This window comes from Litchfieldia alkalitelluris, assembly GCF_002019645.1.
GTDB classification, from domain to species: Bacteria; Bacillota; Bacilli; order Bacillales; family Bacillaceae_L; genus Litchfieldia; species Litchfieldia alkalitelluris.
This window is the reverse complement of sequence record NZ_KV917374.1, coordinates 4,752,007-4,770,383: the sequence shown is the minus strand read 5'-3', so window position 1 is coordinate 4,770,383 and position 18,377 is coordinate 4,752,007. Positions and strand designations below refer to the sequence as shown.

Below are 18,377 nucleotides of genomic sequence, written 5' to 3'. Positions count from 1 at the left end.
TTATGAAGCATTAATGTGCAGATAAAAGCTTTGTGAATGTTTGAAAATATAGGTATAGAATGTTAGCTGAGTAAAATCGGTATAAATACACATCCATTTTCCCAGATGTTGAAACCAAATAAACGGATAAAACGTCTTAACTATGAGAGGTTATAGATAAGGAATGCTTTTATTACTATATAAAATTCTTCTTGCGTAGCCCTTTTTGCGGCGAGAATTGCACCATAGAGAATAAAGTTTTGTTTGGAATGATAGGAGAGCACGCCACTCCTGCGGGATGTATGGGGCAAAGTGAGCTTGCGACGAGGCTCACCGTACCCCCCGCGGAAAGGGCGTGGATTGCAGCGAATGAAACTCGCTAACCTTAGTTATTTCATCTAAAATTCGATTGAGCCATTAATAGCTCACTAACAGTAACAAGCTGATAACCTTGCTCCTTTAATTCAAACACTAATGCTCTAACCGCTTCAATCGTTTGTGATCGATCTCCAAACCCATCATGAAAGAGTAAAATACTGCCATTAGATACATGGTTACGTGATTTCAATAATATATGATCTACACCTGGTTGTTCCCAGTCTAAAGCATCCATATTTAATGCACCAATACTATGGTATCCAAACTTTTCAGCCATCTCTAATGTTTCATTATTATAATTAATGTAAGGTGGTCTAAAGGTAGTAGGGCGTGACCCTGTCAATTCTTGTATTAACAGATCTGTTTGCTCAAACTCTTTAAAACAATCCTCGCTGCTTAACTTAGTTAACATGGGATGGGTAAACGTGTGATTTCCAATTTCATGCCCTTGAGATACCACCATTTTTACAACGTCTGGATGTTTGTCCATTTGTTCACCTATCATATAAAAGGTTGCTTTTCCAGATACTTCTTGGAAAATATCTAGCACCTGTTTAGTATATAGAGGATTTGGTCCATCATCGAATGTAATCGCAACCATTTTTTGCGATGTGTTAACTGAATCTATAATTATCTGAGCCAAAATCATTCACTCCTTGAGTCTATCTATTTTTCCTAATTATCTCATTCTCAGGTAAAATCATCTATTATTTTTTTGAAGTTTATCAGCTAGTTATAATATCGCAGCTCGTTATTTTATTCGAGCGTACCAAAAATCCATCTCTGAAAAGAAATGGTTGTCTTTGTAGGCAAAAGTTCCTGGATTGGCAAAAAGAACATTTCAAACTTCATTCATTAGTATTATCCGGGCACTAGAGACACCGACGGTGGCTTGATCGCTCGATTTGTACTGTATTTAAGATAAGGGATGCTCCATCAAAACTATTTATTTGGTTGGAGAGGTTCACCAATTCACGAAAAAGCATCAAGTCGGGAGAAATGATTCAGAATCAATTGATGAATGGTTTGACCGTGTTGGTCTTACAAAATATAAGGATGATATTAACTCTTATCGAAAGGTCAGGTATGACTTTGCCTCTGTGGAAAAACAGGAACTTACTAAATTCGATGAAATAATGAAGGAAATAAAGGCATTTGTGGTCAGATCTAAGAGAAGTAGGGACTAAATCAGTTAAAACTCTAAGCGATAGGTTAATTTCTATCGCTTTTTTGGATTTTGATAGATAAAAATTAAAGCCTTCGAGCATATTAAGAGTGGAAATTACCTTATATGAAAAAGGAGGTGTGTAACATGAGAAAGTGGTTCTTTTCTTTTATGTCGGCGTGTTTGTTAATCAGCATGCTAACAGCTTGTAACATGAATAACGGAGACACTGACAATTTTGGAACGATGAGGAATAATAATGATAATGATAATGCTACGATCTTAAATAATGATGAAACTCACCCTATTCCTCCAAATCAAAATCATGATAATGGTAAATATGATGCTGATAACAGGTATTATAATAATGAACTGGAATTTAAACCTGGTGAGAAATAAAGTGCTGAGGAGAAGTTAGGAGCCTTAGCTGGTTCGTTGGCGTTGCGAGCGCGGTAATAGAAGGGCTTCTTTCAACTATGATGTTGAAATGAGGCCTTTTTATTTGTCTATCTTGCGAGAAAAATAGTTACTAATATTTAGTTTGTTGTTCCACTATACTAAGTTTGCTCCCCATGATATAATTCATATATCTTTCTGTTGTAAGCTGTTAGAGTTTTTTTAAAGAAAGATGTAACCGCTTTAATTTAGATAACAGGTGTTATAGATCATTTTATACAAAGGGGAATCACAATGAATATTGATATGCCACTTGATGTACTTAAAGAGTATATGGGTAAAAGTCCTAAGCCAAGTGATTTTGACTCATATTGGGAACGAGGGCTAAAGGAAGTAGAAAAGCAGGGTGTTGACTATGAACTAATTCCTGCAGACATTCAAACTGATGTTGTTGAATGTTATCATCTTTATTTTACAGGTGTAGGTGGTGCAAGGGTTTATTGTAAGTATGTTAAACCAAAAAATCCTAAGCCGAATAGTCCTGGACTTGTGATGTTTCATGGTTATTCTGTCGATAGTGGGGATTGGTCTGATAAAATTACATATGCAGCGCATGGTATTTCTGTTTTAGCGATGGATTGTAGGGGACAAGGTGGTCTTTCAGAGGATAATCTGACTGTTTTAGGTAATACATTAAGAGGTCATATTATTCGAGGGATCGATGACCCAAATCCAGATAATTTTTATTTCCGTCAGGTGTTTTTAGATACTGTTCAAGCAGCAAGAATTCTCATGTCTATGGAGCATGTAGATGAAAACCGCATCGGAGTATTCGGTATGTCCCAAGGTGGGGCACTTGCGACAGTATGTGCTGCGTTAGAGCCTAGAGTGAAAATGGCGATTTGTGGCTATCCATTTTTATCAGATTATAAACGTGTGTGGGAGATGGATATTAACGCTTCTGCCTATGCTGAGATTGCAGAATATTTCCGTAAGTTTGATCCTCATCATGAGAGAGAAGATGAGATCTTCCTGAAATTAGGTTATATCGACATTCAAAATTTTGCAGACAGAGTGAAGGCAAATGTATTATGGGTGACCGGCATGATTGATTTAATTTGTCCACCATCGTCTCAATTTGCAGCATACAATAAAATCACATCTGAAAAAGAACTCCTTTTGTATCATGAATTTGGACACGAGGGACTACCAAGACTTGTTGACAAAGCACTTCAGAGGTTTTTAAAGCTATAATAAAAAATGTGGAAAGATTAGTGGGGATATCCCCACTAATTAACTTGGATCAACTTCATCGTAAGAAAGGGTAGTTACTTCAGTGTACTCCCCTTTTTTCATTTCTTCATCAGAAGCCTTTTGTTCTAGCTCTTCCTGGTCATCCATGCCAGGTGCGATTGTAGGCTGGTCATTTTCATTTCTTTTTTTCATCATACTCAACTCCTTTTAGGCTAATATTCCCCTAAGATCAAATCAGTTATCCGCATTTGCACCAAATTTTGGAGTTTATAGGTTGACGCCTATACAAACGCTCACCTCCTGCATAAGCTGATCATGTAACACACAAGGAGGTGTTATTAAATGCATAACAGTTTTGCATTGATCGTTGTACTGTTCATTCTTTTAATTATTGTCGGTACAGCTTACGTTGGCTACTAACTTTAAAATTAAATTAATATATGACCTACTAAAGTAAGGCTGTTGGATTAACTACTAACAGCCTTATTAATTTTGATTATATAACCTGATTTGTTCCGCTTATCATGAAAAGGGTAGTTTGAAAATAAAGTAAATAAAGGCGTTTACGTAAAACCTTAATTTTAAACGAATGAAGAAACTAGCTGAGACAAAAGCGAAGAACATTTAATAACTGGAGGAAGATAAATGCATAACTCACAGTTTGGAATCCCAGAGATATTTGACAATCAAGATACTGGAAAATTAGCTACTCTATATAACGATATAAAATTCGTATTGAAGGTACCAATAGTTAATTTTGTATTTCGAACATTGGCCCATTATGATCAGTTCTTAACACTTGGTTGGAACCAAGTAAGAACCAACTTGCTGACTCAAAACATGGAGGATGCAGCAGCCCAACTTAGATATCCTCATCTTTCTTTTAATGCTCCACAAATCAAGTGGAATCAATTCTACCCAAAAGAAACAATCGATAGAATTAAGGGAGTTCTTTTAGTATTTAACTATGTAAATCCAAAGCTTTTATTAATGACGATAAGCTGGGAAGAGGCCCTAGGCTATCGCCCAATTACTGGTGGTAAGAAAATAGAGGGGTTCATTCAGGCTGGAATTTTCCCAGGATTCCCAAAACCACATATGATTGATATTCCATCTGCAGATTATTCAACTAAGGTAGTTTTAAAGGATATTATTGATACTAAAAATAGCTATGATGCAGCAAGTGATTACCGGGCATTAGCATGCTTTCCGGGCTTCTTAGAGAAAACTTGGCCATCTCTTAAAGAGGTCATAAAAACAGAAGAGTATACATTATTGGGGCATGAACTAAAAGAAAATGCAAGAAAGTTAGTTCATGAGCTATCACCTTATCCTATAAGGCTAACATCGGAATATTTACAGACGGTTTATTCTCCTGGGGAAGTGGCCGGTATTATGGGTATCATTTCAATGTTCTCCAATTTTATTGCTAATTTAATCATTGATGGTGAGTGCTTTCGTAGAATTGTTATGGATATTTAAAGGGAATAAAAACATACTAATACAAAGATTACTAGAAAAATTAGGTGTTAGTGTTGAAAGCAGTTAACATTCAATCTTCAAAAGAAACTAAACAGATTTTGTTTGCTCTTGTACTGATTTTTATCTATGTTTCTCCGTTATTTATTCTGGGAGAGGACGCCCATATCCGGGATCATGATAACTTGGATTCAAATATTGCTTGGTATCGTGTATTAGTGGAAAGCGGTGAAGTATTTGGGAAACTTAACGCAACCATTCCACAGGTGATTAATGGAAACTTATCTAGAGGAGCCTATGGTTCAGAGTTGTCAGTCATTGTTTGGCTACATGCACTATTCCCGCCAATGCTTGCATATGCGTTAAGTCAAACATTAACAAGAGTAATAGCTTTTATTGGGATGTACTTATTGTTAAAAACTCATTTTATTAAGGAAAAAAATAATCACTTTATGATAGTAGGAGTGTCTCTTGCCTTTGCGTTAACTCCTTTCTGGCCATCTGGAATGCTGAGTACACTCGGCCATCCTCTTGCCTTGTGGGCATTCTTGAATATACGAAATCGTAAACATTCTTGGAGGGAATGGCTAGCACTTGGACTATTGCCTTTTTATTCAAGTCTAGTCCTTGGGTTTATCTTTTTCCTTGTAATGATCGGTTTACTATGGGTTAGAGATGTAATTGTCCGTAGAGACTGGAATCCCGTGTTCCTAGGAAGTATTTTCTTTATGACACTTATTTTTTGTATTGTGGATTATCGATTAATCTTTTCGCTTATTGTTCCTCATGAAGCTACTCAACGAAGTGAGTTTATCTCTTCTAGACACGATGTTTGGCGATCATTACGTTTATCTATTAAAAATTACGTACTAGGACATCACCATGTGATGACAGTACATACCTTTAACATCCTTCCGTTAACGTTGGTTGCTACAGGGGTCATTCTGAAGCGAAAAAACTGGCGTGAGCATAGAAGGTTTATCTACTTGTTTTTATTTAACATAGCTTTGTCTATTTGGTACGCCTTTTGGTTTAATAATCTATGGAAACCGGTTAAGGAAATCTTTAATATTGCTGTAACTTTTAATTTCGCACGCTTCCACTTTTTAAGACCTCTCGTCATTTATCTTCTTTTTGCACTATCGTGTCTTATACTTAGTCGTCTTGGAAGGAGATGGCGAAGGTTTGTTAGCTTTATGATTATCGGCCAAATATCGATTCTGTTTCTTTTCAATGAAGAAATTGTATTTAGGTATTTAGGAACACCTTCGTTTAAAGAATATTACGCAGAGGAACAGTTTAATAAAATTAAAGACTATATTGACCTTCCACAAAAATCGTATCGAGTTGCGAGTATTGGACTTCATCCGGCAATTGCACAATTTAATGGATTTTACACGGTAGATACGTATAACAATTTTTATCCGTTATCATACAAATACCAATTCAGAAGAATAATCGAAAAAGAGTTAGAGAAGAACCCGAACATTAGAGTTTACTTCGATGAATGGGGAAGTAGATGTTATTTATTCGTCGATGAGTTAGGAAAGAAATATGATTTTAGAAAAAACTCTGACAAAGTTATTAATCACTTAGAATTAAATACGAAGGCTTTTGAAAATATGGGAGGACGTTATATCTTCTCAAGCGTTCCTATAAATAATGCAGGAAAAAATAACTTGTTATTAAAACGAGTATTTGACCATCAAGATTCAGCTTGGAGAATATATTTGTATGAAGTGGATGGATCTTGATAATTTTTATCGAAGTCTACCTTGAAAAAAGAAAAGCGGAAGACGCTCGTTCATCGACGACAGGCATAAGACAAGACGGCTAGAAGGTTGCTCTTTAACCTTCTAGGGTGGATTGACTTAGACCTGAGAGCCGATAGTGCCTGGAGCTAGACACCAAGCTAAGCATAATTTTTCAAACTCCATGGTGCTAATTTTAATTAGCATGGAAGTCTCCCTGAAAATAACCTAGGTCAGAGAATTCCAATTTCCTTACTAATGCCCAAGCCCTACAAAGGGAATGAAAAGAGTTGTTTGATTCCCTTTCCTCATGCACAAAGCCCTACAAAGGGAATGAAAAGCGTTGTTTGATTCCCTTTCTCATGCACAAAGCCTATGAAAGGGAATGAAAGATATTCGAGACACAAAGATCAGTAGTTGTCTAGTTGCTCTCCCTCCACACTGAGTGAATGCACAATCCACAAGGTTACAAACATTTTTATTCTCCATGGTCCGAAATACTTTTTTATCATGGTTTTCTACCTTAGTTATAATAAATAATGAATACATAAATGCAATAGCTGTCGTAGGACTATCGCAACATTTTTAATAATAAACATATTATTTGTTATTACATATTCATTAACTAACGTATTTTTTAGGTTTATGAATTAAATATTTTCTTAAATGCATGAAGTGTGTCCTTTTGTTCTTGAACAGAACTCTTTGGAGCAACATCCATCATGATTTTGTCTGTAAATTGGTTATATCTGTGTTGAAACATCGTTTGCTGAAGAGACATGTGGATATGTATGTCTCTGACATTTTGTGTTTTCATTCTTAATGCTGAACTGAAATTGTCATGTGCCATCGTTTTTGCTGTATTTCGTAGCTCCATAGCAATGTTTTGCTCGGTCATAGCAAAACCGTGATGTTGACATTGAATAGACACAGGCTCTAGCTTATTTAAATAATCAACTGTTACATCATCATTTCGATCAGGGTCAATTAACAGCATCATCACTTTCACATGATTGCGCATAACGAGATATTGATCGTAAATGATTTGTTTTAAAGTGGGATTTTGAACTGTACAAAAATATGCTTCTAATTTACTTAGAATTCCTTTATGGAAATTTAAGTGTTCAGTCATAAGGCTAAGGTCAATTGATTTTAGAATCATATACATCCATCCCTTATTGTAGTTTTAAAAACGTGAATTATCTTAGGTGTTTTACAACAAACTACCTCTATAAAACATATGTTTAAAAAAAATACTTTATGAAGGTAGGATGAGTTTACTTGAATCAAGAGAAGTTAGTAGCAAAAGAATTAAATCAAATGATAAATGAAGACAAGATACCATTATCGATTACTGAAGATGTTCATGAAATATGCCGAAGCTTAATTTCAGGGGAAATGAAAGTAAGTGAACTTCAGGATAAGGATAGCTTTATTGTGAGTGCAGTTCAACAAGCCATGAGTAGAATCGACACAAAAAACTCTCAGAATTAAATTACTAAAGACAAACAACATGATTATCACTCCTTCATAGTCTATTTCATTAGGTTATAAGGAGTGAAAGTTTTAATATGACAGAAGAACGAATCACAATAGGAAATTATCAAATGTCTTTCAGGGTTTATGATAGTCCGAGTGATGAGGTTGTCGTGTTTATTCACGGGATACCAACTAACTCGCACCTCTGGGATCAAATCATTCCATACTTAACCCCAAATTATAAGGTCGTTGCAGTGGATCTCATTGGATATGGTCAATCTAGCAGAGGCCCTGCGGCTGACCTCACCTTACCAAAACAAGCGAGCTATATTATCGAATTATTTAATCACTTAGGTATTTATCGAGCTCATGTGGTCGGACATGATTTAGGTGGAGGAATCGTTCAAATTATATCTGTATGCTATCCTGATCGTGTTAAAAGTATGGTTGTAGCAGACGGTGTTTGTTTTGCAAATTGGCCACTACCAAAAGTAGTGTCTATTCGCTGGCCGATTGCCCCAGAATTTGAGCCTTCACCATTATTTATCGAAAGAATGCTTCGAGAAGGTGTAAACAATCCTCAAGTACTTACTCCTGCTATTTTAAGATGTTTTACCTTACCGTTTGCTAGACCAACAGGTGGTGAAGAGCTTCAACAAGCATCGTTTGCATTAAATCATCATCAAACAGAAGACCTTGTACCATATCTTCCAGGAATCAAATGTCCTGTTACCCTTTTGTGGGGTCAGTTTGACCGCTATCTCCCACCATATTGGGGACTGCTTTTAAAGCAAACCATCCCACAGGCAAATTTAAGAATACTTCCTGACTGTAGTCATTATTCTATGCTAGATAATCCTGCGTTGTTTGCACATGAGTTGCTTACACATCTTCATTCGAGTAGTTAGAATCTAATGGGCCAGTAAAAACTGGTCTTTTTTGAGTTATATAGCGGTTGTTTAAGAGGAGCAAATGACCTACACTTGTTATAGATAATTAACCAAGTATTGATCGGTTCCATTATTTGATACAGCAATTATTCATGTTAAAGAACCTGTAAGGCAGGCTTTGGAACAAGAAGGTAAATCGCTTCTTTGAGAGAATGTTAAATAAAATAATAGATTAGGAGGAATAACATGATTCCACAAAGGGTTAGCTTAATTACATTAGGAGCAATTAATTTACCGAAGCTTCGTCAATTTTATCAAAGCTTTGGTTGGCAAGAAACTGAGATGAGTTCTGATAATTATTGTGCGTTTAAAACAGCTGGAGTGATTCTTTCATTATTTCCGCTAGAAGAATTAGAGAAAGATTCTGGTGTGAAAATTAGTCGTTCACCTGATACATATCAAGCAGTAGCTCTTGCAATAAATGTAGATGAACCGAACCAGGTGGATAGTATGATTGAAACCATTAGAGGTTTAGGTGGAGAAATACTTAGAGAACCAAGTGATGCTTTTTGGGGAGGAAGAACCGCGTATTTTGCTGATCCAGAAAATAACCTATGGGAAGTAGCCTGGAATCCATCATCGGTATTTGATGAGCGTGGCGCAATGATTTCATTTTAAAAAGGAGGAGATATATTGATCACACAAATGTTTATTTTTCTTTTCATTGCATGGATTTTAAGTATGATCATAGATAAGCTCCTGCGTGAAAAGTTTAATATCCCGAAAATGAAAGGGATGTATAAAACGGTAAACTCACTCCATAAATGGATTGAACGGTTGATTGTAGCTGTTTTTCTATTGGGAGCAGGTTTTCTCATTTTCATCAATGATCCTAATCAAAATCCCGACACGTTTCTTATTTGGTTATTAATTTATTTTTGTACATTGTTTTCGGTACGGTCATGGATGGAGTGGAAATATCAGCGGGAAACCAATCAGTACATCATTTCAATTTATAATCTAGTATTTGTTTTAATTATCATAGTGACATCGTTTATCTTCTTCTATTAATTTCTGTTGGAGGGGAGGAACTTGTATCATTACATTCGGTGAAAAGGAAATAGAGATAGATTATATTTATAGACCTGGAGCTTATGCAGTTATTTTATACGATGAGAAGGTTGCAGTTATTCAAACAGGTGATGGAAAGTTCTTTCTTCCCGGTGGTGGAATAGAACTTAATGAAACAAACGAAGAATGTTTAAAAAGAGAAGCAGTCGAAGAGATGGGAATGGAGATTGAGGTTGTTGACTATTTAGGATCTGCTAGGAGATATTTTTACTCTACAAATCAATATCAATACTATCTAAGTGAGGGCTATTTCTATATCTGTAACAAAGGTGATATTGTTTCGGCTCCGGTTGAAAAGGATCATCACTTGATATGGTTAGATCCGGAACAAGCAACTGAATGTTTATTTCATGAACACCAAAGCTGGGCGATTCAAAAGGTGATGGCACGCAAATAGAATATTTTTTACTGGGATAAGGTACACTTCATTATTCCAGTTTTTTTGTTATATGCGTTATTATTGGAAATATTAAAGCAAGAGACATTAAAAAGAGGTGAAAGAGTGATGAGTGATAACCATCAAACTGCGATAGATCAAGCGATGAATTACATACAACAAGAAAAAGAAAAGGTTAATCGTGATCCTTGGAGATTAGTGTACCATGTTTCAGCAATGGCAAATTGGATGAATGATCCGAATGGATTTTCTTATTACAATGGTGAATATCATTTATTTTATCAGCATCATCCGTTTTCTCCTGAATGGGGTCCAATGTATTGGGGACATGCAAAAAGTAAGAACCTTGCACATTGGGAGCATTTACCGATTGCTCTTGCTCCATCAGAAGATTATGACCAAGATGGTTGTTTTTCAGGAAGTGCAATTGAAAAAGACGGTAAGTTATACCTCATGTACACTGGGAACACGTGGACAGGTGAGGATCGAGATACCGATTTAAAACAAGTACAATGCATAGCTGTAAGTGATGATGGTGTACACTTTAAAAAAATAAGTGACAATCCTGTGATCTCCTCAGCACCAGAGGGGGATATCCATCCATTTCATTTTAGAGATCCCAAAGTCTGGGAATATGAAGGTGTTTATTATTGTGTATTGGGTTCAAGAACAATCGAGCATAAAGGACAAGCTCTTTTATATCGTTCAAAAGATTTATTGGAGTGGGAGTTTGTTAACATTGCGCTAAAAGGTGAAGGAAATGTAGCGGGTTTTATGTGGGAATGTCCGGACATTTTTCGTTTAGAAGGAAAAGATGTGTTAGTTATGTCACCACAAGGAATGAAACCTGAGGGTGAACTTTATCATAATCTTCATCAAGCTGGTTATTTACTTGGAGAGTTAAATTATCAAGATGGAACGATGAAGCATGATAAGTTTCAATTACTTGATTATGGTTTTGATTTTTATGCTCCTCAAACAACAATTGATGACCAAGGAAGAAGAATTATGATTGCTTGGATGGCCATGTGGGAAAGTGAAATGCCTGAGCAAAAGCGTGGCTGGGCTGGAGCCATGACAATCCCGAGACAATTGGTACTAAAAGAAGATATCATCTACTCTATTCCTGTGGAGGAACTTAAAGAGCTGAGAACAGGAGAGGTAAGTTATGAAAACCAACCTGTTGAAGGTGAAAAAGAGTTTAGTGGTGTTGAGGGAGATTGCTTCGAATTAGAAATGATTATTGATACGAATTCGGCTGACCAATTTGGCGTGAAGCTGAGAAAAGATGATAACTTGAACCAATCAACCATCTTGTCTTTTGATCGAAATTCAGGATTAGTAGAATTAAACCGTAATTCATCAGGAGACGGTCCTGGTGGGGTTCGAAAAGCACCTGTTAGGTTACATGAAAATAAGTTGAAATTACATCTATTTGTTGATAAGTCTTCTGTGGAAGTTTTTATTAACGATGGTGAACAAGTGATGAGTGCTAGAATTTACCCTGGTGAGGAATCGAAGGGAATATCTATTTTTTCAGAGGATTCGATTGTTGTGGAGTCGTTAAAGAAATGGACGATTAAAAGTGCCTTTTAATGATTGAAGTAGAGAATGTGTTATGTTCTCTACTTCTTATATTATCTTTTACAAAAAGTTTACAAAAGCAATCTTGAAATAAATATATAATTAAACTATTATATAAGTAATTAATTATATGTTGTGTGACATAATTTAGATTGTCCTTTGGTGATATTATATACTATTAAAGATTGCTGAACCGTATTTTGGAGGTGCTTTATGCAAGCAACAACTGTTGAAATTGAAAAAGCTGCAACGATTCTTAAGCTGTTAGGAGACAAGACCCGTTTAACGATCGTGAAAATCCTAGATGCACAAGATTGTTGTGTTTGTGAGTTTGTTGAGATATTTAAAGCTAGTCAGCCCGCTATAAGTCAGCATTTGCGTAAACTAAAGGATGCAGGAGTCGTTAGAGAAACAAGAAGAGGACAATGGATTATTTATTCATTGAATAAGGAGAGTGAATACTATTCTTTTGTACAATCTATTTTAGATTCTCTTCCGAATCAGGAATTTAGAATACAGGAACTAGAGAAACAGGGTTTGCGAATTTCCTGTGAATAAAGGAGTTTTAGTTAATGACAAGTGTAATTGTAGCATCATTGATATTTTTATTAACATTAGTTTTAGTGATTTGGCAACCAAAAGGATTATCGATTGGTTGGTCAGCGTGCGGAGGAGCTGTTCTCGCATTACTAGCTGGAATTGTTAATTGGCAGGATGTAGTGGTTGTCACATCCATTGTGTGGAATGCGACCTTAGCTTTTATTGCAATTATTATTATATCTCTTATTCTTGACGAAATTGGCTTCTTCGAATGGTCCGCACTTCATATGGCAAGAGCCGCTAAAGGTAATGGCGTGCGAATGTTTATTTATGTGTCTATTTTGGGCGCACTCGTTGCAGCACTATTTGCTAACGATGGAGCTGCTTTAATTTTGACTCCTATCGTACTAGCAATGGTTCGTAATCTTAATTTTAATGAAAAAATGGTCTTTCCATTTATCATTGCGAGTGGATTTATAGCCGATACTACGTCTTTACCGCTGGTTGTAAGTAACCTTGTAAACATTGTATCTGCAGATTTCTTTGGAATAGGGTTTGTTGAATATGCATCAAGAATGATTGTGCCGAATTTCTTCTCACTCGGAGCAAGTATCTTAGTTTTATATCTATATTTTAGAAAAAGCATCCCGAAACAATACAATATTAGTGAGTTGAAAAAGCCAGTAGAAGCGATACGAGATGAAAAAATGTTTCGTTTGTCGTGGAGTGTATTGGCAATCTTGTTAGTAGGTTATTTTGCAAGTGAATTTATTGGTGTACCAGTTTCAATTATTGCTGGAATTGTTGCGATATTCTTCTTACTAATGGCGAGAAAAAGCTCTGCGGTAAACACTAAAAGTGTAATTAAAGGGGCACCGTGGGCAATTGTGTTCTTCTCGATTGGAATGTATGTGGTCGTTTATGGCTTACGTAAGGTCGGATTAACAGATCTTTTAGCAGAGGTTATCCAACTAACAGCTGATCAAGGATTGTTTGCGGCAACGATCGGAATGGGCTTCATTGCAGCCATTTTGTCTTCTGTTATGAACAATATGCCAACCGTAATGATTAATGCCCTCGCGATTTCAGATACAAATACAACCGGGGCTATTCAAGAAGCATTAATTTACGCGAATATAATTGGTTCGGATTTGGGACCTAAAATTACTCCAATCGGATCTTTGGCTACACTATTATGGCTTCATGTTTTATCACTTAAAGGGGTAAAAATATCATGGGGAACTTATTTTAAAACAGGTATCATTTTAACCATCCCAACTTTGTTTATTACATTAGTTGGCTTATATATATGGTTGTTGATTATTCATTAAATTAGGAAACTTATCTTCATCAATTATAAAGGAGACTTATAATGTCAAAGAAAACAATTTACTTTTTATGTACAGGAAATTCTTGTAGAAGCCAAATGGCTGAAGGCTGGGCGAAAAAACATTTAGGTGAAGATTGGGAAGTGAAAAGTGCAGGGCTTGAGGCACATGGTCTAAATCCCAATGCAGTAAAGGCGATGAATGAATCAGGAATTGATATCTCTAATCAAACTTCTGATGTGATCGATCCAGCAATTTTAAATCATGCAGATTTAGTTGTGACGCTTTGTGGACATGCAGCTGATCATTGTCCTGTGACACCACCACACATTAAAAAAGTTCATTGGGGATTTGATGATCCTGCAAAAGCGGAAGGAACAGATGAGGAAAAGTGGGCATTTTTCCAACGTGTGAGAGATGAAATTGGTGAAAGAATTCATCGATTTGCTGAAACCGGAGAGTAAGAAGTAGGTTTTCTGAGGTGTTATTTAGGGACTGGGGTTATTACAGGTACTTGGATAGCACCTTTTTATTAAATATAATTAATAGGAGATAAAAACATGTCTAAAAAAAACTATCAAGAACTGATTAAGGATCGAATTTTTATCGGTGGAGCAGATGATGTTGAGGCTATCCTGGAGCAGGAAAAAGTTGATGTGATTTTTGACTTAAGAGCTGAAGCACCTACGGCAGAATCAAACTATAATCGTTTGCATACTCCGATTGTGGACGATGAGCAAAAGCAAGATGAGTCTATAAGGGGTGCGATTTCGGGAGTTGTACAAGCCTATAATGAGGGGAACAAGGTTTACTTTCATTGTGGAGGAGGAAGCAATCGAACAGGAACAGTTGCTATCGGAACTCTTTTAGAATTGGGACTGGCAAATTCAGTTGAGGAAGCTGAGCAGCAGGCGCAATCAATTAGATCTAAGATTAAAGTGAAACCTGAGATGAAAGATGCGTTAAAGCGGATTTATCCATCAATTCTGGAGTAGTGAACAACTACTTTTTTTTTAAGTACCTAAATTAAGTCAATTACAAAACCAAAAGCATAGTCCAGTAAAAAGAATGCAAACTAATGAAGTAAGTTCTTTATTTTGAGTAAGGACTACGATTTCTCAATGCAATGAGGTAGGGGTGGTGAGAAGATGTCTAACAAGAAGAATAAGGAATTTAAGTATAATACTGCTCTTCCAAAAACAGATGTAGAATTTGCGAACACTGGACTTGAAAAAGTTGCATTAAAAGCCCAAGAAAGTAAAAGTAAGGAAAAATAAGGGAGAGATGTATTTCCTTTGTGAAAATCTGTGAAATAAGGGATCGCCATATGGCGGTCTTTTTAGTTTTATCAAATAGGTATCAATTACGTTTGTTTTTATTGCAATAAATGAAATCATTTATCGTTTATGACGGATTCATGTATAATGATGAAATATGACATATGTTTTTTTGAATACTATTAGAGGATGGGGCCTATGACTGAAGCAAATATTACTAGAATAGATTTAGATGGCAAAGAAATTATTCTTATTGGCACAGCTCACGTATCAAAACAAAGTGCAGAACAAGTAAAGGAAGTTATTGAGCTTGAAAGGCCAGATTCAGTTTGCGTGGAACTTGATCAACAAAGATATCAGGCGTTAAAAGAAGGTAATAAGTGGAAAGAAATGGATATATTTAAAGTTATAAAAGAAAAGAAGGCTACTCTTTTATTAATGAATATGGTTATTTCATCCTATCAAAAGCGAATGGCGCAGCAATTTGGTATTCAAGCTGGTCAAGAGATGATTCAGGGAATTGAATCAGCAGAGGAAGTAGGAGCAAAACTTGTCTTGGCTGATCGAAATATACAAATTACGTTCTCTAGAATATGGAGTGGGATTGGATTATGGGGAAAGGCAAAGCTTCTCTTAGGCATTGTTTCAAGTATTTTTACCAATGAAAAAATTACTGAAGAAGAGCTTGAGAAGATGAAATCTCAGGATATGCTAAATGCTTTGTTAGATGAATTTACTACAGCGTTCCCAAGGTTGAAAGTTCCTCTAATTGATGAAAGAGATCAATATTTAGCAGAAAAAATTAGAAAAGCTCCGGGGAATAAGGTTGTTGCGGTATTAGGGGCAGCTCATGTTCCAGGAATAACGAAAGAAATTCATAAGGAGCATGATTTAAAAGCGTTAAATCGTATTCCTAAGAAAAGCAATGCACCCAAATTAATCTTATGGGCCATTCCAATTTTTATTCTTGCAGTAATTGCATATACATTTTGGGTCAATCCTTCAGCGGGGATGCAGCAAACCATTAGTTGGATTTTATGGAATGGATCTTTTGCTGCACTTGGAGCTGCTCTTGCATTTGGACATCCATTATCTATTGTGACTGCATTCGTTGCAGCTCCAATTAGCTCGTTAAACCCACTTATTGCAGCAGGCTGGTTCTCAGGAATTGTACAAGCATATTTTAAAAGACCAAATGTACAAGACTTTGAAAGATTATCAGAGGATGCCGTGTCTTTAAAGGGCTTTTGGTCTAATAGGGTGACAAGAATTTTATTAATCGTTGTTTTAACAAACTTAGGAAGCACACTCGGTACCTTTATTGGTGGCGCTGATGTTGTTCGGTTATTTTTCCAGAATTTTTAATGTGATAGAATGGGGTTCGGACAGGTTTGAGCGGTTTGATGCTAAAGCTGTCTGAAGTAGCATGGGGTTCGGACAGGTTTGGTCGGTTTTAGGTTAAAGCTGTCTGAAGTAGCGTTGGGTTCGGACAGGTTTGGTCGGTTTTAGGTTAAAGCTGTCTGAAGTAGCTTTGGGTTCGGACACCTTTTGGGGGTTTTAGGCTAAAGCTGTCTGAAGTAGCGTTGGGTTCGGACAACATTGGTTGGTTTTAGGCTAAAGCTGTCTGAAGTAGCGTTGAGTTCGGACAACTTTAGTTGGTTTTAGGTTAAAGCTGTCTGAAGTAGCGTTGGGTTTGGACAACTTTGGTTGGTTTTAGGCTAAAGCTGTCTGAAGTAGCGTTGGATTCGGACAAGTTTGATTGGTTTTAGGCTAAAGCTGTCTGAAGTAGCATGGGGTTCGGACAGGTTTGGATGGTTTTAGGGTCAAGCTGTCTGAAGTAGCGTTGGGTTCGGACAGGTTTGATTGGTTTTAGGCTAAAGCTGTCTGAAGTAGCATGGGGTTCGGACAGGTTTGGATGGTTTTAGGGTCAAGCTGTCTGAAGTAGCGTTGGGTTTGGACAACTTGAGTGGAGATCATGAAAAAGTTGTCCAAAGTTACCAAGCTTTCAGTCAACTAACCTCTCAAATCCGGTTTTCTTATGAAAACCGGATTTTTTTATCATGAATATAGACCAATTCACATCTAAATGCGTTAAGGTGAGGGAAAGAATCATCCATTTCAGAGGTTTATTCTCGAACTAATGTTGAATGCTTTCGAAATCATCATTTTATTTTCGAACTAAAGGAGTTTATTTTCGATATCAAGCCATTTATCGATTTTTCGACAAAATCTCATAGAAAAAAGTACCTAGTCATCTACATCAAAATGCATGTGCTAGGTACCCCACTATAATTGAACCACTCGCTCTTACTTAACGCAGTTTAATAGTAACCCCTTTATCAACGCTCTCAAGTGCACCACAAGTAACCTCTTGCGTTTTATATGCATCCTCATAACTTGAAAGAATTCCAGATGAGTCCTGTGATCGTACTGCATTAATAAAAATTTGATTTTCAATAATATAAGCGTTTTCCGAATCTTTGTATTGCAAAACCTCACCAGGATAATTAACGGTTAACAAATCAGGTGTATAATCAACAATTCCTTTATCCGTATAAAAAGATAAGCCTGTTCGATGAACTCCACTTGGTAGGATACATGTATTTGAGATTGTCGCTACCACCCCAGTGGATAACTTCATAGTGACGGAACCGACATCAGGAACCGTTACTGAATCTACTTTGTCTTGCATCACACGATTTCCATAAAAGCCAAATACTTCATCAACATCTCCACAAACATACCTTAACAAATCAACCAGATGCGTGGTTTGCTCGATAAATTGTCCTCCGGATTGCTCTTGTTTTCGCCACCAAGGAACCATAGGCATTTCTCCAGACCATTGCCCCATGACCATTCCTACCTTTTGATCACTTAAAATGGTTTTCAGCTGCTGGACAGATTTTTTATACCTGAAATGGTAGCCAACAGACGTCATAACTGGGCTCTTCTTTAGCTCAGATAAGATTTTTGTAGGAATTTTTAAGTTAGTTGCCAACGGTTTTTCAACAAAGAAAGGAATTCCTCTTTTGATCAATTCTAACTCGATTGGACCGTGGCTCATCGGAGGGGTACAAATGTACACAGCATCTAAATTTTCGGAATCTAACATTTGTACCAAAGAGCTGTAGCCCTTTGCCTGACTAAATAAACGTGCAAAGGTATCTGCTTTTTCTTGGCTAGTTCCCAAGATTGCTTTGATTTCCAAGTCCTTAAAAGTTGATAGTATATCACTATGAATTTTACTGAAGTAACCTGTTCCTATAATTCCTAATTTTAACAACATTCAATCCCTCCTAGTCCTTTTCTTAAGTTTAAGATAGATTGAGTTTAAAAGATATATCGTGAA

General features: G+C 36.4%; 22 protein-coding genes. 18 read left to right on the top strand and 4 right to left on the bottom strand.

All coding sequences use genetic code 11. From position 1 onward, the window contains the following. Nucleotides 1-373 precede the first annotated feature (373 nt). Nucleotides 374-988 (bottom strand): polysaccharide deacetylase family protein, encoded by a 615-nt coding sequence (locus BK579_RS22545; RefSeq protein WP_407936284.1) that lies wholly within the window; start codon nucleotides 986-988, stop codon nucleotides 374-376. Nucleotides 989-1,307: 319 nt separating this feature from the next. Here BK579_RS22545 and BK579_RS26175 point away from each other — a divergent pair, with 319 nt between their 5' ends. The 3 genes from BK579_RS26175 (at nucleotide 1,308) to BK579_RS22530 (ending at nucleotide 3,172) form a co-directional block, all read left to right on the top strand. Further along, nucleotides 1,308-1,544: a hypothetical protein gene (locus BK579_RS26175; protein WP_078549427.1), complete on the top strand. Its 237-nt coding sequence runs from the start codon at nucleotides 1,308-1,310 to the stop codon at nucleotides 1,542-1,544. Between the two features lie 125 nt (nucleotides 1,545-1,669). Beyond that, nucleotides 1,670-1,921, top strand: coding sequence for a hypothetical protein (locus BK579_RS22535; protein ID WP_078549425.1), 252 nt, complete (start codon nucleotides 1,670-1,672; stop codon nucleotides 1,919-1,921). A gap of 291 nt (nucleotides 1,922-2,212) precedes the next feature. Continuing rightward, the gene (locus BK579_RS22530) at nucleotides 2,213-3,172 is read left to right on the top strand and encodes an alpha/beta fold hydrolase (RefSeq protein WP_078549423.1); all 960 of its coding nucleotides are present in this window, start codon (nucleotides 2,213-2,215) and stop codon (nucleotides 3,170-3,172) included. A 39-nt stretch (nucleotides 3,173-3,211) separates the two neighbouring features. Here the strand turns inward: BK579_RS22530 and BK579_RS25895 are convergent, their stop codons facing one another. After that, a complete protein-coding gene (locus BK579_RS25895) occupies nucleotides 3,212-3,364 on the bottom strand; it encodes a hypothetical protein (RefSeq protein WP_169891022.1) in 153 nt (50 codons plus the stop codon). Between the two features lie 150 nt (nucleotides 3,365-3,514). Here BK579_RS25895 and BK579_RS22525 point away from each other — a divergent pair, with 150 nt between their 5' ends. From BK579_RS22525 to BK579_RS22515, 3 genes are all read left to right on the top strand, one after another. After that, nucleotides 3,515-3,592, top strand: coding sequence for a YjcZ family sporulation protein (locus BK579_RS22525; RefSeq protein ID WP_078550773.1), 78 nt, complete (start codon nucleotides 3,515-3,517; stop codon nucleotides 3,590-3,592). Nucleotides 3,593-3,817: 225 nt separating this feature from the next. Beyond that, the gene (locus BK579_RS22520; protein WP_078549421.1) at nucleotides 3,818-4,654 is read left to right on the top strand and encodes a halocarboxylic acid dehydrogenase DehI family protein; all 837 of its coding nucleotides are present in this window, start codon (nucleotides 3,818-3,820) and stop codon (nucleotides 4,652-4,654) included. A gap of 53 nt (nucleotides 4,655-4,707) precedes the next feature. Next, a complete protein-coding gene (locus BK579_RS22515) occupies nucleotides 4,708-6,405 on the top strand; it encodes a DUF6044 family protein (RefSeq protein WP_407936259.1) in 1,698 nt (565 codons plus the stop codon). Between the two features lie 640 nt (nucleotides 6,406-7,045). On the opposite strand, the gene BK579_RS22510 is transcribed toward BK579_RS22515, so the two are convergent. Continuing rightward, nucleotides 7,046-7,564, bottom strand: coding sequence for a hypothetical protein (locus BK579_RS22510; RefSeq protein ID WP_078549417.1), 519 nt, complete (start codon nucleotides 7,562-7,564; stop codon nucleotides 7,046-7,048). Nucleotides 7,565-7,683: 119 nt separating this feature from the next. Between BK579_RS22510 and BK579_RS22505 the strand changes: the two genes are divergently transcribed. From BK579_RS22505 to BK579_RS22455, 12 genes are all read left to right on the top strand, one after another. After that, on the top strand, nucleotides 7,684-7,896 hold the full coding sequence (locus tag BK579_RS22505; protein WP_078549415.1) for a hypothetical protein: 213 nt from the start codon (nucleotides 7,684-7,686) through the stop codon (nucleotides 7,894-7,896). Nucleotides 7,897-7,973: 77 nt separating this feature from the next. Next, nucleotides 7,974-8,789: an alpha/beta fold hydrolase gene (locus BK579_RS22500; protein ID WP_078549413.1), complete on the top strand. Its 816-nt coding sequence runs from the start codon at nucleotides 7,974-7,976 to the stop codon at nucleotides 8,787-8,789. Between the two features lie 228 nt (nucleotides 8,790-9,017). Continuing rightward, nucleotides 9,018-9,449 carry a VOC family protein gene (locus BK579_RS22495; protein WP_078549411.1) on the top strand — a complete coding sequence of 144 codons (432 nt, stop codon included), beginning with the start codon at nucleotides 9,018-9,020 and terminating at the stop codon, nucleotides 9,447-9,449. A gap of 15 nt (nucleotides 9,450-9,464) precedes the next feature. Further along, nucleotides 9,465-9,842, top strand: a complete 378-nt coding sequence (locus BK579_RS22490; protein WP_078549409.1) for a DUF4181 domain-containing protein — start codon at nucleotides 9,465-9,467, stop codon at nucleotides 9,840-9,842. Beyond that, nucleotides 9,838-10,299 (top strand): NUDIX hydrolase, encoded by a 462-nt coding sequence (locus BK579_RS22485; protein ID WP_328589311.1) that lies wholly within the window; start codon nucleotides 9,838-9,840, stop codon nucleotides 10,297-10,299. Before BK579_RS22490 ends, BK579_RS22485 begins: the two co-directional genes overlap by 5 nt. Nucleotides 10,300-10,407: 108 nt before the next feature. Beyond that, nucleotides 10,408-11,895, top strand: coding sequence for a glycoside hydrolase family 32 protein (locus BK579_RS22480; RefSeq protein ID WP_078549405.1), 1,488 nt, complete (start codon nucleotides 10,408-10,410; stop codon nucleotides 11,893-11,895). Nucleotides 11,896-12,096: 201 nt separating this feature from the next. Beyond that, complete coding sequence (locus BK579_RS22475) at nucleotides 12,097-12,441, top strand: ArsR/SmtB family transcription factor (protein ID WP_078549403.1); 345 nt, start codon at nucleotides 12,097-12,099, stop codon at nucleotides 12,439-12,441. Between the two features lie 14 nt (nucleotides 12,442-12,455). Further along, nucleotides 12,456-13,754, top strand: a complete 1,299-nt coding sequence (locus BK579_RS22470; RefSeq protein WP_078549401.1) for an arsenic transporter — start codon at nucleotides 12,456-12,458, stop codon at nucleotides 13,752-13,754. A gap of 41 nt (nucleotides 13,755-13,795) precedes the next feature. Next, on the top strand, nucleotides 13,796-14,215 hold the full coding sequence (arsC, locus tag BK579_RS22465; protein WP_078549399.1) for an arsenate reductase (thioredoxin): 420 nt from the start codon (nucleotides 13,796-13,798) through the stop codon (nucleotides 14,213-14,215). Nucleotides 14,216-14,311: 96 nt separating this feature from the next. Continuing rightward, nucleotides 14,312-14,746, top strand: a complete 435-nt coding sequence (locus tag BK579_RS22460) for a protein-tyrosine phosphatase family protein (RefSeq protein WP_078549397.1) — start codon at nucleotides 14,312-14,314, stop codon at nucleotides 14,744-14,746. 153 nt (nucleotides 14,747-14,899) lie between these two features. After that, nucleotides 14,900-15,028 (top strand): hypothetical protein, encoded by a 129-nt coding sequence (locus tag BK579_RS26845; RefSeq protein ID WP_268876535.1) that lies wholly within the window; start codon nucleotides 14,900-14,902, stop codon nucleotides 15,026-15,028. Between the two features lie 198 nt (nucleotides 15,029-15,226). Continuing rightward, the gene (locus BK579_RS22455) at nucleotides 15,227-16,393 is read left to right on the top strand and encodes a TraB/GumN family protein (RefSeq protein ID WP_078549395.1); all 1,167 of its coding nucleotides are present in this window, start codon (nucleotides 15,227-15,229) and stop codon (nucleotides 16,391-16,393) included. Between the two features lie 946 nt (nucleotides 16,394-17,339). On the opposite strand, the gene BK579_RS22450 is transcribed toward BK579_RS22455, so the two are convergent. Further along, complete coding sequence (locus tag BK579_RS22450; RefSeq protein WP_078549393.1) at nucleotides 17,340-18,314, bottom strand: Gfo/Idh/MocA family protein; 975 nt, start codon at nucleotides 18,312-18,314, stop codon at nucleotides 17,340-17,342. Nucleotides 18,315-18,377: the final 63 nt, after the last annotated feature.